We start from the raw sequence: 15,989 nt of genomic DNA, 5'->3' as shown, positions 1-15,989 counted from the left end.
GTGCCGATCCTCCCGTGAGCGCTCTCAGCGCCGGGGCCGTGCCGTTTTGGGGACTCCATGAAGCCGACCACACGCCTTAGCCGCACCTCAGCCAGGACCCTCCTCGCCGCCGGTCTCGCCGCGAGCCTCGCGCTCGCCACCGGATGCGCCAAGTCCGAGGACGACGGCGACAAGAGCTCCGCGTCACAGGACCAGGGCGACTCGGGCCAGGTCGTCTCGGAGCCGAGCGAGGGCAGCGGCCCGACCTGCGCGATAGACGCCTACGGAGGCAAGAAGCTGGACCTCAAGTCCGCCACCGTCGGCTTCTCCCAGTCGGAGAAGGAGGCCAACCCCTTCCGCATCGCGGAGACGGCGTCCATCAAGGCCGAGGCGAAGAAGCGCGGCGTCAAGCTCCTCACCGCCAACGCCCAGTCGCAGTTCTCCAAGCAGATCAGCGACGTCCAGGACCTCATCGCCAAGGGCGCCGACCTCCTGGTCATCGCACCGCTGAACTCCGACGGCTGGGAGCCGGTCCTTCGCGCGGCCTCCGCCAAGCACATCCCGATCGTCACCATTGACCGCAAGATCAACGCCAAGGCCTGCAAGGACTACGTCAGCTTCATCGGCTCGGACTTCGTCGAGCAGGGCAAGCGCGCGGCCGACCAGATGATCAAGTCGACGGGCGGCAAGGGCAAGGTCGCGATCCTGCTCGGAGCGGCGGGCAACAACGTCACCACCGAGCGCACCAAGGGCTTCCAGGACCGCATCAAGGAGAAGGCCCCCGACCTGAAGGTCGTCTTCAAGCAGACCGGCGAGTTCGCCCGTGAGAAGGGCCAGCAGGTCACCGAGCAGCTCATCCAGTCCAAGCCGGACATCACCGGGATCTACGCCGAGAACGACGAGATGGGCCTCGGCGCCGTCAACGCCCTCAAGGGCGCAGGCAAGAAGGCCGGTGACGTGAAGATCGTGACGGTCGACGGCACGCGCAACGCCGTGCAGGGCATCGTCGACGGCTGGATCGACGGCGTCATCGAGTCGAACCCGCGCTTCGGCCCGCTCGCCTTCCAGACCCTGGACACCTTCACCAAGGGCACCAAGGTCTCGCAGGACATCGTGATCAAGGACAGCGCGTACACGAAGACCAACGCCAAGGCGGACCTCGGCAAGGCCTACTGAAATGCCTGACGTCCTCTCAGTGAGCCGTCTCACCAAGACATTTCCGGGAGTACGAGCCCTCGACGCGGTCGACTTCACCGCTCGCGCCGGTGAGGTGCACGCCCTGATCGGCGAGAACGGCGCGGGCAAGTCCACCCTGATCAAAGTACTCACAGGCGTCTACGCACCGGACACCGGCGACCTGACCTACAACAACCGCCAAGTCGCCTTCGCCACACCCCTGGAGGCCCAGCACGCGGGCATCTCCACCATCTACCAGGAGGTCAACCTCGTCCCCCTGATGAGCGTGGCCCGCAACCTCTTCCTCGGCCGCGAGCCGCGCGGCCGCCTGGGCCTCATCGACTTCCGCCGCATGCACCGCGAGGCCGACGAGGCCCTGCAACGCCTCGGCATATCCGTCGACGTACGCCGCCCCCTGCGCGAACTCGGGGTGGGAACCCAGCAGATGGTGGCCCTGGCACGCGCCGTCTCGGTCGACGCCCAGGTCGTCATCATGGACGAGCCGACGTCGTCCCTCGAACCGCGCGAGGTCCAGACCCTGTTCGGCGTCATCCGCATGCTGCGGGACCGCGGCATCGCGGTGATCTACGTCAGCCACCGCCTGGAAGAGCTGTACGAGGTGTGCGACACGGTCACGGTGCTCCGCGACGGCAAGCTGGTGCACACGGGCCCGATAGCAGAGCTCGACCGACTCCACCTCGTCTCCCTCATGCTGGGCCGCGAGGTGGGAGAGGTCCGCGAAGAGGGCGCGACCAAGTTCTCAGGAGACCACGCCCCGGACACCCGGCCCATCCTCCAGGCAGACAACCTCACCATGCGCCACCACCTCCACGACGTCTCGGTCGAGATCCGCCCCGGCGAAGTGGTGGGCCTGGGCGGCCTGCTCGGCTCGGGCCGCAGCGAGACGGCGAAGGCGATCGCAGGCGCGCTGACCCCCGACTCCGGCAACGTACTGATCGCCGGAGCCCCGATCCGCACCGGCTCACCCCCGGCGGCCATCCGTGCCGGGATCAGCCTCCTCCCCGAGGACCGCAAGGCGGAGGGCATAGTCCCCGGCCTCTCGGTCCGCGAGAACATCGCACTGGCCGCACTCCCCCGCCTCTCCCGCTTCGGCCTGGTGAACGAGGCAGCCATCGACTCGATCGTCGACACCTTCATGAAGCGCCTGCGCATCAAGGCCTCGGGCCCCCACCAGAAGGTGGGCGAACTGTCGGGCGGCAACCAGCAGAAGGTCCTCCTGGCCCGCTGGCTGGCCATGAACCCCAAGGTCCTCCTCCTCGACGAGCCCACCCGAGGCATAGACATCGGCGCGAAGGCCGAAGTCCAGAAGCTGATCGACGAGTTGGCCAACGACGGCCTGGCGGTGCTCCTCATCTCCTCCGACATGGAGGAACTCATCGAGGGCTCCGACCGAGTCATAGTCCTCAAGGACGGCACGGTGATCGAAGAACTGACGGGCCCCCAGGTCACAGAGGACGCCTTGATGCGAGCGATAGCAACAACGGGGAGCCCCAGTGACTAGCCCCCAACTCGCCTGCGGCCGCCGAGCCGACCGGAGGGGACGTGCCGGTATGTCCGCCCGGAGCACGGTTCGCGGCACTCCAGCAGCGAAGCAGCTACGCGGCCACCGGACGATGGCGAGGACGGACATACCGGCACGGCCCCGCCCCACAGACACGCCAAGGCGCACCCGACGCCCCGCCGCCGGCAGGCCCCCGCTCCCCCGGAGTACCCATGACTGACCTCGCCCTGGGAGGCAAAACAGCCGACCGCGAGCGCATCCTCCACTACCTCCAGTCCTACGGCGTCTACCTGGGCGTAGCCGTCCTCCTGCTCCTCAACATCGCCGTGACCCCCCACTTCCTCTCGGCCGAGAACTTCCGCACCCAAGCGGTCCAGGTGGCCCCGGTCCTCATCGTCGCCCTCGGCATGGCGCTCGCCATCGGCAGCGAAGGCGTGGACCTCTCCGTCGGCTCGGTCATGGCGCTCTCCACGTCCCTCCTCTCCCTCTACCTCGGCTACGGCACATGGATCGCGCTCATCGTCGCGATCATCGGCGGCGCGGCCATCGGCGTCGCGAACGGCTCCCTCATCGCGTTCATCGGCGTCCAACCCATCGTCGCCACTCTGGCGTTGATGGTCGCGGGCCGCGGCCTCGCCCTCGTGCTGCTCCCCCAGCTCAAGGACGTACGCGACCCGACCATGGCGTCCCTCGGCTCCGGCGACGTCCTGGGCATCCCCTACCTCGTCCTGATCGCGGCGGCACTCGCACTCCTCGTCGCCTTCGTCGTCCGCCGCACCACCTTCGGCCGCCAGCTCCTCGCCATCGGCGACAGCCGCCCGGCAGCCCGCCTCGCCGGACTCCCCGTACGACGTGTCCTGATCCTGGTCTACGTCTGCTCAGGCGCGCTCGCCGCCATCGCGGGCGTCCTGGCGACGGCCCGCCTCACCGCCAGCGACCCGACATCCCTCGGCAACCTGATGGAACTGTCCGCGATCACCGCGGTCGTGGTCGGCGGCACACCGCTCAGCGGCGGACGCGTACGGATCGGCGGGACCGTCGCGGGCGCCGTACTGATCCAGCTGCTCACCGCCACGCTCATCAAGCACGATCTGCCGCCCTCATGGACACAGATCGCCCAGGCCATAGTGATCATTCTGGCCGTCTACGCGGCACGGGAGAGGGGCAAGCGGTGACAGGCACCGTCCTATCCGAGGCGAACCCCATGAAGACGAGCGGCGACGACGAACCGACAGGCGCGACCCGCTCCGAGCGCATCAGCGCACTCGCCCAGCAGCACGGCGCCCTGGTCACCCTGGTGGTCGCCGTCATCGCGGCGTCGCTCAGCTTCGACACGTTCATGACCACCGACAACCTGGAGAACATGGCGGTCTCCTCCGCGTTCCTCGCGGTCGTCGCGCTCGGCATGACGTTCGTGATCATCACCGGCGGAATCGACCTCTCCGTGGGCTCGCTCTTCGCACTCGGCGGGGTACTCGCGGCGTGGGGCTCCCAGTACGGGACGGCGGTGGCCCTCCTCCTGCCCCTGGCCGTCTGCGGTCTCATCGGCCTCGTCAACGGCCTCCTCATCGCCCGCTCCCGCCTGGCCCCCTTCATCGTGACGCTGGCCGCGATGCTGGGCGCGCGCGGCATCCTCCTGTCCATCACCGACGAGGGCTCCAAGACCTACCTGGTCGACAAGGACTCCTTCTTCGCGACACTCGGCCAGGGAAAGCTCCTGGGCATCGGAGCCCCGGTCTGGATCACCCTCGCCCTGTTCGTCGCGGGCGCCGTGGTCCTGCGCCGCAGCCGCTTCGGCCAGTACGTGTACGCGGTCGGCGGCAACGAGGACGCGGCGGCCCTCATGGGCGCCCCCGTGGCCCGCACCAAGGTCACCGTCTACACCCTCTCCGGCCTCTGCGCGGGCCTCGCGGGCGCGCTCAACGCGGCCTGGCTGGTCTCGGGCGTCACCATCCTCGGCTCGGGCATGGAACTGGAGGCGATCTCCGCGGTCGTCATCGGGGGCACCCTGCTGACCGGAGGATTCGGCTTCATCAGCGGTTCACTCGTCGGCGTACTGCTCCTGAAGGTCATCCAGAACGTCATCAACCAGATCGGCTCGCTCGACTCCGCCTACCAACAGGTGGTCAGCGGCGCCTTCTTGGCGCTCGTCGTGATCGCCCAGACGTGGCTGGGCCGCAGACGCAGGGTCCTGTAGCGGACGGAGCCGCCGACGAAGGGCCGCAGACGAAGGGCTACATCGGAACGGCCTGCCCCTTCCCCAGCGCGATCACGCCGCCCTTCGACACCGTGTAGAGCTCTTCGTCCCGCTCCGGGTTGACCCCGATGGTCGCCCCGGGCGGGACGTCCACGTTCTTGTCCAGCACGGCACCCCGCACCACCGCGCCCCTGCCCACGCGTACGTTGTCGTGCAGCACCGAACCCTGCACGACCGCCCCGTCCTCGATCGTCACACCGGGAGACAGCACGGAGCGCGTGACCTGCCCCCGGATGACACACCCCGGGCTGACGACGGACTCGCTCGCGATGCCGGCCGCGCAGAACTTGGCGGGCGGCAGGCCGCCGGAGTTGGTGTAGATGGGCCAGCGCCGGTTGTCCAGGTTGAAGACCGGCTGGTCGGAGATCAGGTCCATGTGCGCTTCGTAGTACGCGTCGAGCGAGCCGACGTCACGCCAGTAGCCGTGATCGCGCGCGGTCTCCCCAGGCACGTGGTTGTCGTCGAAGTCGTACACCTGGGCCAGGCCCCGCTCGGTGAGCATGGGCAGGATCGAACCGCCCATGTCGTGCACGGAGTCGTCGTCCTCGGCGTCCTGCTGGATCGCGTCGACGAGGGTCTTCGTCGTGAAGACGTAGTTGCCCATCGAGGCGAACACCTCGTTCGGCGATCCGGGAAGACCCGGAGGGTCGGTGGGCTTCTCCAGGAAGCGGTCGACGCGTGTGCCGTCCCGCGCGGGCGTGATGATCCCGAAGGACGCCGCGTCCGCGCGCGGCACCTTGATCCCCGCGACCGTGACCCCGGCACCGCTCTCGAAGTGCTGGTTGAGCATCTGCCGGGGGTCCATGCGGTAGACGTGGTCGGCGCCGAACACCGCGATGTAGTCGGGCTGTTCGTCGTGCACCAGGTTGAGGGACTGCAGGATCGCGTCCGCGCTGCCCAAGTACCAGCGCGGGCCGAGGCGTTGCTGCGCGGGGACCGGGGTGACGTAGTTGCCGAGGAGGCTGGACATGCGCCAGGTGGTGGTGACGTGCCGGTCGAGGGAGTGCGACTTGTACTGGGTCAGTACGCAGATCCGCAGGATGTCGCCGTTGACGAGGTTGGAGAGCACGAAGTCGACGAGGCGGTACGTGCCGCCGAACGTGACCGCTGGTTTGGCCCGGTCGGCCGTGAGGGGCATCAGGCGCTTCCCCTCACCGCCCGCCAGGACGATTCCGAGCACCGAAGGTCCACCGCGCATCGCGCCGCCCCCTTAACTGGGATCACTTGGACTCGAGTAACTCCTCGTACAGGCCGGTCGTGCGTCGCGCGACCGCGTCCCAGCCGAACTCCCCGACGGCGCGGTCGCGCCCGGCCGCGCCCATGCGGGTCGCGGCGCGCGGATCGGCGGCCAGTTCGTTCAGGGCCTGCGCGAGCTGTGCCTCGAAGGCCGCCGGCTCCTTCTCCTCGTACGGGACCAGGAGCCCCGTGCTTCCGTGGTCGACGACCTCGGGGATGCCCCCGACGTCCGATGCCACGACAGGGGTGCCGCACGCCATGGCCTCTAGGTTGACGATGCCGAGCGGCTCGTACACCGAGGGGCAGACGAACACCCGCGCATGCGTGAGGAGTTGCACGATATGGGGGCGCGGAAGCATCTCCGGGATCCAGTGGACTCCCCCGCGGGACCGGCTCAGCTCCTCGAAGAGGGTGCGGAACTCGGCGTCGATCTGCGGGGTGTCGGGGGCTCCGGCGCAGAGCACGAGCTGGGTCGCCGGGTCCAACTCCTTGGCGGCGCGCAGCAGATGGGGCACGCCCTTCTGCCGGGTGATGCGTCCGACGAACAGGACATAGGGCCGCCCGGGGTCGATTCCCAGGTGTTCGAGGACGTCCGTGCCAGGGTCGGGGCGGTACAGGGCGGTGTCGATGCCGTTGTGGACGACGTGCACCTTCGCCGGGTCGATGGCGGGGTAGCAGGCGAGGATGTCGGCCCGCATGCCGCGCGAGACGGCGATCACGGCGTCCGCGGCCTCGACGGCGGTGCGCTCGGCCCAGCCGGAGAGGGCGTACCCGCCACCGAGCTGCTCGGCCTTCCAGGGGCGCAGGGGCTCCAGGGAGTGTGCGGTCATGACGTGCGGGATGCCGTGCAGGAGCTTGCCGAAGTGGCCCGCGAGGTTGGCGTACCAGGTGTGGGAGTGGACGAGATCGCACCCCGTGAGAGCGGCCGCCATGGAGAGGTCCACGGAGAAGGTGCGCAGGGCGTCGTTGGCGCCGTCCAGGGCGTCCCAGGCCCGGTGGCGCACGGTTCCGTCGGCGGCGGCGCCGTTTCCCCAGCAGTGCACGTCGACGTCGACGAGGGCCTCTAACTCCCGTGCGAGGAACTCGACATGGACTCCTGCGCCGCCGTAGACATCCGGCGGATACTCCCGGGTGAGCAGTCCCACTCGCACGCAGCACCCCCCGTCCGTCCGCCCCAGCCGCCGGTCGCCCGCCCCCTCATGGTCACCCAGAAGCGCCCGGTGGGGAAGAGCCACGCACCGACCTCTGGGGCGGCCGGTCGAAGCAGCAGTCCCCGCACACACCGCCGTCGGGACAGCGGTAGAAGAGGCAGCAGCTGCGGCGCCGGAACGCGGTGCCGCGCAGGGTTCCGGTGGAACGCAGGTCGGGATGGTCGAAGAGTTCGACCGCAAGGGCCCGTGCGCGCTCTCCCACGTCGGTACGTCCGTTGCGCCGCGCCCAGGTGTCCAGTTCGCGGGCCGCGCCGGCGAGCGCGGAGCCCGCGTTGCCCCACAGCAGTGCCGCGGAGATCCGGAACCGCGTGCGCAGGGCGTCGGCCAGGGGCGCCAGATGGGCGTTCTGCACGACGTCCCGGATGCTCGCGGCGTCGGCGGGCCGCGTCGTCAGCTCCGTCAGCCACAGGTCGTCGGGCGATGTGCCGTCCGCGTCCCAGTGCAGCAGCTCCGGGGCGAGGTCCGGCACTTCTCCGTGCAGCACGGCCGAGCCGAGCGTCACGGACCACAGCCGCGCCGCGAGCCCGAGCTGCGCCACGGACACGGCGATGCGCGTGTCGGGCGCTCCCAGCCGGGCGGCGACCTTGTCGACGCGGAACGCGAGGGGCCCGCCGTCCCCGGCGTACACCCGCGCCAGGGGCGCCACTTGGGCACCGCCCGGCGGCGCTCCCGTGCGCAGGGCGAAGAATCCGCCGACGGAACCGACTTCTGTCAGGTCGAGAGGGGCTTTCACGAGAGCAGAGCCTAGGCGTCCGGGCAGAGCCTGGGCGTCCCGGCGTATGAGCGGGCGAGGGTCGAGGGTCGAGAATGCGATCGGAAATCACAAAAGACCAGGTCAGACGGCATGGATGGACGTCCGCATGCGCGCGTTCGCGGAGACTGGAGCACACTGGAGGTGCAGCACCTCGTACGAGGCGCGCGCAGGCGCGTCCTCGCCGCGCCCAGTGGCCTGGACGGGGGCGTTCCGACGGGCCTTCACGTACGAATTTTCGAGACTCTGGATGATCCACCGAACCGCGGCGTAACCCACCCGGGGGAGGACATCTCCCGCGTCGTACTCCATCGGTAGTAGGACCCAATGCCTGCTGAGGTACGACGACGTGGAGCGAAATCCGCGAGATCGTAGTGAGTATGGAAGCCGACCGTTCGCCGCACCGGCCGCCCCGGGCCCGCCCGGGGGCGCAGCGCCAGCCGTGGAGCACCTCATGAGTGCCCTCACGCTGGCCGTGGTGCTCTCGATCATCTCCGCCGTGGCGTATGCGGGCGGGGCCATTCTGCAGGAGCGCGTCGCCGTCAGCACGCCGGAGCGGCGGTACGCCCCGCTGCGCCGCGGCGTCTGGTGGGTCGCGATCGGGCTCAACGGCCTGGGTGCGCTGCTTCACGTGGTGGCGCTCGCCTACGGACCGCTGAGCCTCGTGCAGCCCCTCGGCGCGCTCACCATCGTCTTCGCCCTGCCGATGGCCGCTCTCTTCGTGCGCCGCAAGGCAGGCGCCACCGCGTGGCGCGGCGCGATCATGGCGACGGTGGGCCTTGCCGGTCTGCTCTCGCTGACGCAGTCGGCCGACGCGCAGTCCCTGAACAACGCCGAGCGGGTCATGGTGGCGCTGGTGACCGCGGGCGCCGTGGTGACGCTCATGGTCGTGGCGCACGCGGTGCACCGGCACCCGGTGGTGCGCAGCGTGCTGCTCGCCAGCGCGGCGGGCGTCGCCTTCGGCATCGCCTCGGTCTTCACCAAGACGGTGGCGGTGGACTGGGAGGCGAACGAACCTCTGACGCACCAGGCGCCCAGCCTCGCCGTGATCGCGGTCCTGGCGGCGGCCGGTGTGCTGATCTCGCAGGCCTCGTACCGCGGCGCGGGCCTGGCGGCGCCGCTGTCGACGGTGACGGTCGTGAATCCGGTCGTGGCGGCCGCGGTGGGCCTCACGCTCTTCGGCGAATCGTTCCGCTACGGCTCGGCGGGCACCGCCGTGGCCCTGGGCTTCGGCGTCGTCGCGGCGGGCGGTCTGATCCTGCTGACCACGGAGCGCATCGGCGCGGCGCAGGGCGTTGCGACGCCGACGGTGACGGTGGCCAAGGGCGGCCCTGTGGCGGCGGACGCCGTGGCCCCCGAGGCGCGGCCGGACGAGCTGCCCGCGGTGCCCTCTCAGCCCCAGGCCGCGACCGGACCGCACCGGCGGGTGCTGTTCCGCCACGGCCACGGCCGCGAGCGCATCGGCTCCTGAAGCGCTCTGGAGCGAGCCGAGCACGTCCTGCTGAAGCCCCCGGGGAATCCCCAGGGGCTTCAGTCGTTCCCGAAGCGCTTCGTCCGCGTCAGATCCGGACGCCGCCGGCCCGCAGATACGCGAGCGGATCGACGTCGGAGCCGAACCCCGGCCCCGTCCGCACCTCGAAGTGCAGATGCGGGCCCGTGCTGTTGCCCGTGGACCCCGAGCGCGCGATGCGCTGCCCCGCGCCCACCTTCTGCCCGGTCTTCACGGTGAGCGCCGAGAGGTGGCCGTACTGGGAGTACTTTCCGTCGGCGTGCCGGATCACCACTTCGTAGCCGTACGAGCCGCCCCAGCCCGCCGACACGACCGTGCCCGCGGCGACCGACTTGACCGAAGTGCCGGTGGCCACGGGGAAGTCGACGCCCGTGTGGTAGCCCTTCGACCAGGATCCGCCCGCGGCGCGGTAGGGGGTGCTCGGCGATGCGGCCACCGGTGCGGAGAAGCCCTGCGCGGCCTGGGCGGGCTTCGCCTTCTTCGGCTCGGCCTTCTGCTGCGGCTTCGGCTTCGCCTGCTGCTTCGGCTCGGTCCGCTGCTTGGGCTCGGCCCGCTGCTTGGACTCCGTGCGCGGCTTGGGCGTGGCCTGCGGCTTCCCTGCCTTCTTCTGCGAGGCCTGCAGCGCGAGCCGCTGGCCCGGCGTGATCAGGTCGGGGTCGCCGCCGATCGCCTCGCGGTTGGCCTCGTACAGCTTCTGCCAGCCGCCGCTGACCCGGCGCTCGTCGGCGATCCCGGAGAGCGTGTCGCCGCGGACGACGGTGTACATCTGGCCGCGGCCCGCGGTGGACTGCGGGGTCACTTCCGGCTTGACGTCCTTGACGTCGCGCTGGGGGGCCTTCGGCGCCGCCTTCTTGGCCGCGCTCATCGGTGTGACGTCGGGGGCGTCGCCGCCCCGCGTCAGGCCCGCCCGCTCCGAGCAGACCGGCCAGGCCTGCGGGCCCTGTGCGTCGAGGACCTTCTCGGCGACGGCTATCTGCTGGTCCTTGGTCGCGCGGTCGGCGCGCGGTGCGTAGGCGGTGCCGCCGTACGCCTCCCAGGTGGACTGCTTGAACTGGAGCCCGCCGTAGAAGCCGTTGCCGGTGTTGATGCTCCAGTTGCTGGTCGACTCGCAGGCCGCCACCTTGTTCCAGGTGTCGACGTCGGCCGCCTCTGCCGTGCCGGTGCCGATCAGTGGCAGCGCCATCCCGGCGCCGCCCGCCGTGACGGTCAGCGACGCACGGTTGATCCGGTTCGGCTGATACCGGCGGTGCCGACCGCGTAAGGCCATGGGAGCCCCCTCCGTCACACACTTCACAGTCACGTCAGAACAGTCACGTCAGACACACGACAAGGCGGCAAGTTAGCCGCTCTGACCAGACCGTGACAAGAGTGCGTGACCGAGGGGGCTCCCGTTCGGTCAGCCCTTCAAGTGCTCCGGGATCCACCGGAGTTGGACACTCTGCTGGTAGGGGCCACCGCCCTCGTGATCGTTGAAGGAGTACACCTCCATCGAACGCTCCGACCCGGCATAGGAATTGTGGGCCGCGAACACGGTGGACGGCGGGCACGTCATGTCCTCGAGAGCCGCCGAGAAGAGCGCGGGCGCCGAGCCACGCGCCGCGAAGTGCACGCCGTCGAAGTAGGAGAGCGTACGGAAGACGCGCTCCTCGCAGCCGCGCTTCGCCTTCATGTAGAGCGCGATCTCCCGATAGGGCGGCCGGTCGGTGAGCGCCGCCGCGCGCGGGAAGTCGCACAGGAACGGCACGTCGGGCGCGATCGCCGCCAGGTCGTGGACGAGTCCGCCCACGGCGAGCGTGATCCCGCCGCCCTGGCTGCCGCCGACCGCGGCGACGCGCGAGGAGTCCACCAGCGGATGCGCGCGGGCCGCCTCCACGGCGCGTACGCCGTCGGTGAAGACGCGCCGGTAGTAGTACTCGTGCGGGTCCTCGATGCCGCGCGTCATGTAGCCGGGGTAGGCGGGCCCACTGCCGACCGGGTCGGGGGTGTCGCCCGCCGAACCGCCGCTGCCCTGCCCCCGGGTGTCCATCACGAAGTGCGCGAAGCCCGCCGCCGACCACAGCAGGTGCTCGTGCGGCAGTCCGCGGCCACCGCCGTACCCGATGTACTGCACGACGGCGGGCAGCGGCTCGGTCGTCCCCGCGGGCAATATCAGCCAACCTTTGACCGGATGGCCGCCGAACCCAGCGAAGGTCACGTCGAAGACGTCGACCGTGCTCAGGTGCGCGTCGACGGGAACGAAGCAGGCATCCAGATCGTGCTCACGTGCGGCCGAAAGGGTCTTCTCCCAGAAAGCGTCGAAATCCTCGGGCTCGGGCGCTTCGGGCCGGTAGCGGCGCAGTTCGTCCAGCGGCATGTCGAAATGAGGCACGGGCGGCTCCTCCGTCGGACACAGTGTCGGAATGTCACGCTACGCCGCGGGGCAATACTGGCGAACACCACCGGCACTTCCACTTCCAGGAGCCACGGCATGAGCAGCACGTCAGCCCAGATCGGTGTCACGGGCCTCGCGGTCATGGGGCGCAATCTGGCCCGCAACTTCGCACGCAACGGCTACACCGTCGCCCTGCACAACCGCACGGCGGCCAAGACGCAGGCATTGGTCGAGGAGTTCGGTCACGAGGGCGAGTTCATCGCCACCGAGACCGCCAAGGAGTTCGTCGCGGCCCTGGAGCGCCCGCGCCGCCTGGTCATCATGGTGAAGGCGGGCGAACCCACGGACGCCGTCATCAAGGAGTTCGCGCCGCTCATGGAGCCGGGCGACATGATCATCGACGGCGGCAACGCGCACTTCGCGGACACACGGCGCCGCGAGCGCGAACTGCGCGAGCAGGACATCCACTTCGTCGGCACGGGCGTCTCCGGCGGCGAGGAGGGCGCGCTGCTCGGTCCGAGCATCATGCCGGGCGGCTCGCAGGAGTCGTACGCCTCGCTCGGCCCGATGCTGGAGAAGATCTCCGCGAAGGCGAAGGACGGCTCCCCGTGCGTCACCCACGTGGGTCCGGACGGCGCGGGGCACTTCGTGAAGATGGTGCACAACGGCATCGAGTATGCGGACATGCAGCTGATCGCGGAGGCGTATCAGCTGCTTCGTGACGTGGCGGGCTACTCCCCCGCTCAGATCGCGGACATCTTCCGCACCTGGAACACCGGCCGCCTCGACTCCTATCTGATCGAGATCACGGCCGAGGTCCTGAAGCACGTGGACGCCGCGACGGGCAAGCCGTTCGTGGACGTGGTCCAGGACCAGGCCGAGCAGAAGGGCACCGGTCGCTGGACCGTGCAGATCGCCCTCGACCTGGGTGTTCCGGTGTCGGGCATCGCGGAGGCGGTGTTCGCACGCTCCCTGTCGGGCCACACCGAACTGCGGGCGGCGTCAAAGGAGTTGGCGGGCCCGACGGCGCGCGCGCTGAGCGAGGCCGAGGCCGGGGCATTCGCCGACCAGGTCGAGCAGGCGCTGTACGCCTCGAAGATCGTGTCGTACACGCAGGGCTTCCACGAGGTCGCCGCGGGCAGCGAGGAGTACGGCTGGGACATCGACCTGGGCTCGGTCGCCGCCATCTGGCGCGGCGGCTGCATCATCCGCGCCGCCTTCCTGGACCGCATCCGCGCCGCGTACGACACGCGCGCGGACCTGCCGAGCCTGCTCTCGGACAAGACGTTCGCGCAGGAGATCGGTGCGGCCCAGGACGACTGGCGCGCGGTCCTGGTCGCGGCCACCCAGCAGGGTGTCCCGACGCCGGGCTTCTCGGCGGCCCTCGCCTACTACGACGCACTGCGCGCGGACCGCCTGCCGGCCGCGCTCACGCAGGGGCAGCGGGACTTCTTCGGGGCGCACACCTATCGGCGTACGGACCGCGAGGGGTCGTTCCACACCCTGTGGGGCGCGGACCGCTCGGAAGTGCAGGCCTAGCAAGGACTGGCAAGGCCTGGCAAGGCCTGGCGAGGCCTGGCGCCTGTCTGCCTCTCCCGCCGTCAGACCGGCTTCGGCTCGGTCTCGGGTTCAGGTCCCGGCGGCGGGAGCGGGGACGGCGGCGGGGTCGGCGTGGGAGGACGCGGCACGGGGCCGGGGCCGGGACCCGGCACGGGACGCTCGGGGTCGGGCACCGGGCTCGGCCCGCCCGGGTCGGGGATCGGGCTGGGCGGCGTGGGTTCGGGGTACGGGACGGTCATGTCTCCTCCATCGAGTCGGAGATGGTCGTGACCACTCTCTCCCGCCTCGCGTGCCCACGCCTGCCGAGTCGACACGTCCCCGAGCCGTCCGGCTCAGTCCCGGGTGCGGCTGAGCCGCATGACGGGGATGTCGCGATCCGTCTTGGCCTGATAGTCCGCGTAGGGGGCGAACAACTCGACGAGGCCCGGCCAGACCCTGGCCTTGTCCTCGGCCGACAGGGTCTCGGCGCGGGCGTCGAACCGCTCCTCGGTGCCCACGCGGAGCCGTACGTCGGGGTTCGCGACGAGGTTGCGATACCACAGGGGGTGCTCGTCGGCGCCGCCGTTCGAGGCCACGATGAGGTAGTCGTCGCCGTCGCGGCCGTAGATGAGTACGGTGCGGCGCAGCTGCCCCGTACTCCGTCCGCGGTAGTCGAGCAGCAGGCAGGGGACACCTTGCACCCCGGTGCCCTTCGTGCCGCCCGACTCCTCGTAGAGCCGGGCCTGGTCGGCCACCCAGCCGGTGGGGCTGATGACGGCCTCTTCGTCCTGCTGCGCCATGTCCGCTCCTGTGGAGTCGAAGGGGTACGCGGGAGGTGAGCGATCACTCATCTCCCGCGCTCAGCCTACGACTTGACGTCCGCGCCGAACCGGAGAACGGCGGCGCGCAGCCCGGGGCGCGGGCTGGAGACGACCGGCACGGGCAGAGTGGTGCGGTCCGCGGCCCCGGCCATGGAGGCCTGGGCGAGGACCACGGAGTCGACGCCGTCCAGGGCGTCGACGGCGTCCGCGATCAGGCGTACGTGCCCTTCCCCGTCACCGGCCTCGAAGCGCTCCCAGGCGCCCTCCACCAGGACTGTCGTGACGTCGACGGTCCGCCCGGCACGGGCGGCCTCCTCCTCGACCAGGGCGCGGGTCGGTCCCAGGGTGCTCTCCAGGGTGGCGACGACGGCCACGGACCGCCCAGCGGCCACGGCGGCGGCCGCCATGGGCCGGTCCACCCGCACCAGGGGGATGCCGACGGCCGCGGCGCGGGCCTCGGTGACGGCGCCGATCGTCGAGCAGGTGCAGAGCACGACGCCCGCCCCCTCGGTGACGGCCGCCACCAGCAGCTCCTGGATGTCGTCGGCCACCGCCTCGGGCCCCTCGGCACGGGCCCGCGCGAGCAGGTCCTCGTGGACGAGGTGGCGCAGGGCGAGCCCCGGGTGGTCCTGGTCCCGCAGCCCCTCGAAGACGGGGACGTGCACGGGCGAGGTGTGCAGCAGGGCGAGCGTCGGGCTCACCATGCGGCCGGGTCCGACTTCACCTTGTCCAGGGCGGCGGCGACCAGCTCTCCGGAGGGGACGGGCGCCTCGTCCGGGTGCCGCTCGGCCCACTTCACGACGTACGGACACAGGGGCGCGACGGCGATGCCTTCCCGCGCCGCCATCGCGTACAGCTCCCTGGCCAGCGAACCCGCGATGCCCTCGCCCTCGTGCGCGGGCACGACTTCGGTGTGCACCGGGACGAGGGCGGGCTCGGGCCGGTCGAGCATGAAGTAGACGATCTGCCCGACGACCTCCCTGTCCGCCAGGGCTTCGAGGACGTGGCGCGCCCGGTCGTCACGGATCTCGATCCCACTGCTCATCGGCTCTCCTCAAGGGCTGGCACGGCCTGCGGGCTGCGCGCCATGTCATCGGCGCCCGGCACCGGCGCGGCCGCGTCGTCACCGAGGGCCACGATGCGATTGTCCGCGCCGTCGACGTGCACGACCTTGGGCCGCAGGGTGCGCGCCTCGGCGTCGTCGACCTGGGCGTAGCTGATGATGATCACCTTATCGCCGGGGTGGACGAGGTGCGCGGCCGCGCCGTTGATGCCGATGACGCCGCTGCCGCGTTCGCCCTCGATGGTGTAGGTCTCCAGGCGGGCGCCGTTGGTGACGTCGACGATGTGCACGAGCTCGCCGGGCAGCAGGTCGGCCGCGTCGAGGAGGTCGGCGTCGATGGTCACCGAGCCCACGTAGTGCAGGTCCGCCTGGGTGACCGTAGCGCGGTGGATCTTGGACTTGAACAGAGTACGCAGCATTTGGACTCCTGAAAGACGGCTCCCTGCCAGCTTTCTGCAGGTCAGGGGCGCCTTTCAATGTACATCGGCCAGCCTTCGAATCGAGGGCTTCCCGCAACATCGTGCGCCGCAGCGAACAGGCAGCACCCGAAAGC

The 15,989-nt window shown here is 70.4% G+C and carries 16 protein-coding genes; 6 read left to right on the top strand and 10 right to left on the bottom strand.

Going from position 1 to position 15,989, the window contains the following annotated elements; genetic code table 11:
• Window positions 1-57: 57 nt before the first annotated feature.
• From AC07AG_RS00180 to AC07AG_RS00165, 4 genes are all read left to right on the top strand, one after another.
• The gene (locus tag AC07AG_RS00180; protein ID WP_478750268.1) at window positions 58-1,155 is read left to right on the top strand and encodes an ABC transporter substrate-binding protein; all 1,098 of its coding nucleotides are present in this window, start codon (window positions 58-60) and stop codon (window positions 1,153-1,155) included.
• A gap of 1 nt (window position 1,156) precedes the next feature.
• Window positions 1,157-2,677 (top strand): sugar ABC transporter ATP-binding protein, encoded by a 1,521-nt coding sequence (locus AC07AG_RS00175; RefSeq protein WP_478750266.1) that lies wholly within the window; start codon window positions 1,157-1,159, stop codon window positions 2,675-2,677.
• Between the two features lie 212 nt (window positions 2,678-2,889).
• Window positions 2,890-3,852: an ABC transporter permease gene (locus AC07AG_RS00170; protein ID WP_478750264.1), complete on the top strand. Its 963-nt coding sequence runs from the start codon at window positions 2,890-2,892 to the stop codon at window positions 3,850-3,852.
• A 29-nt stretch (window positions 3,853-3,881) separates the two neighbouring features.
• On the top strand, window positions 3,882-4,874 hold the full coding sequence (locus AC07AG_RS00165) for an ABC transporter permease (protein ID WP_478750262.1): 993 nt from the start codon (window positions 3,882-3,884) through the stop codon (window positions 4,872-4,874).
• Between the two features lie 37 nt (window positions 4,875-4,911).
• On the opposite strand, the gene glgC is transcribed toward AC07AG_RS00165, so the two are convergent.
• The 3 genes from glgC to AC07AG_RS00150 are packed head-to-tail and all read right to left on the bottom strand — an operon-like array spanning window position 4,912 to window position 8,114.
• Entirely contained in the window at window positions 4,912-6,132 is a 1,221-nt protein-coding gene (gene glgC, locus AC07AG_RS00160; protein WP_478750260.1) for a glucose-1-phosphate adenylyltransferase, read from the bottom strand.
• A gap of 22 nt (window positions 6,133-6,154) precedes the next feature.
• Window positions 6,155-7,321 (bottom strand): glycogen synthase, encoded by a 1,167-nt coding sequence (glgA, locus tag AC07AG_RS00155; protein WP_478750258.1) that lies wholly within the window; start codon window positions 7,319-7,321, stop codon window positions 6,155-6,157.
• 52 nt (window positions 7,322-7,373) lie between these two features.
• Window positions 7,374-8,114 carry a (2Fe-2S)-binding protein gene (locus tag AC07AG_RS00150; protein ID WP_478750256.1) on the bottom strand — a complete coding sequence of 247 codons (741 nt, stop codon included), beginning with the start codon at window positions 8,112-8,114 and terminating at the stop codon, window positions 7,374-7,376.
• A gap of 472 nt (window positions 8,115-8,586) precedes the next feature.
• Here AC07AG_RS00150 and AC07AG_RS00145 point away from each other — a divergent pair, with 472 nt between their 5' ends.
• Entirely contained in the window at window positions 8,587-9,603 is a 1,017-nt protein-coding gene (locus AC07AG_RS00145) for a DMT family transporter (RefSeq protein WP_478750254.1), read from the top strand.
• Window positions 9,604-9,691: 88 nt separating this feature from the next.
• Here the strand turns inward: AC07AG_RS00145 and AC07AG_RS00140 are convergent, their stop codons facing one another.
• Window positions 9,692-10,909, bottom strand: a complete 1,218-nt coding sequence (locus tag AC07AG_RS00140) for a transglycosylase family protein (protein WP_478750252.1) — start codon at window positions 10,907-10,909, stop codon at window positions 9,692-9,694.
• Window positions 10,910-11,038: 129 nt separating this feature from the next.
• On the bottom strand, window positions 11,039-12,010 hold the full coding sequence (locus tag AC07AG_RS00135; RefSeq protein WP_478750250.1) for an acetylxylan esterase: 972 nt from the start codon (window positions 12,008-12,010) through the stop codon (window positions 11,039-11,041).
• Window positions 12,011-12,109: 99 nt separating this feature from the next.
• Here AC07AG_RS00135 and gndA point away from each other — a divergent pair, with 99 nt between their 5' ends.
• Window positions 12,110-13,552 (top strand): NADP-dependent phosphogluconate dehydrogenase, encoded by a 1,443-nt coding sequence (gndA, locus tag AC07AG_RS00130; protein ID WP_361040999.1) that lies wholly within the window; start codon window positions 12,110-12,112, stop codon window positions 13,550-13,552.
• Between the two features lie 62 nt (window positions 13,553-13,614).
• On the opposite strand, the gene AC07AG_RS00125 is transcribed toward gndA, so the two are convergent.
• The 5 genes from AC07AG_RS00125 to panD all read right to left on the bottom strand — a co-directional run bounded on the left by AC07AG_RS00125 (window position 13,615) and on the right by panD (window position 15,855).
• Window positions 13,615-13,812, bottom strand: a complete 198-nt coding sequence (locus AC07AG_RS00125; protein ID WP_478750248.1) for a hypothetical protein — start codon at window positions 13,810-13,812, stop codon at window positions 13,615-13,617.
• A gap of 93 nt (window positions 13,813-13,905) precedes the next feature.
• Window positions 13,906-14,352, bottom strand: a complete 447-nt coding sequence (locus AC07AG_RS00120) for a nitroreductase family deazaflavin-dependent oxidoreductase (protein ID WP_478750246.1) — start codon at window positions 14,350-14,352, stop codon at window positions 13,906-13,908.
• 65 nt (window positions 14,353-14,417) lie between these two features.
• Entirely contained in the window at window positions 14,418-15,077 is a 660-nt protein-coding gene (locus AC07AG_RS00115) for an aspartate/glutamate racemase family protein (protein WP_478750244.1), read from the bottom strand.
• Complete coding sequence (locus AC07AG_RS00110) at window positions 15,071-15,418, bottom strand: GNAT family N-acetyltransferase (RefSeq protein WP_478750242.1); 348 nt, start codon at window positions 15,416-15,418, stop codon at window positions 15,071-15,073. Before AC07AG_RS00110 ends, AC07AG_RS00115 begins: the two co-directional genes overlap by 7 nt.
• Window positions 15,415-15,855, bottom strand: a complete 441-nt coding sequence (panD, locus tag AC07AG_RS00105) for an aspartate 1-decarboxylase (RefSeq protein ID WP_478750240.1) — start codon at window positions 15,853-15,855, stop codon at window positions 15,415-15,417. The genes AC07AG_RS00110 and panD overlap by 4 nt, the downstream gene beginning before the upstream one ends.
• Window positions 15,856-15,989: the final 134 nt, after the last annotated feature.

Source organism: Streptomyces sp. NPDC044044, assembly GCF_056434405.1.
This window is presented reverse-complemented; position numbering and strand designations above follow the sequence as displayed.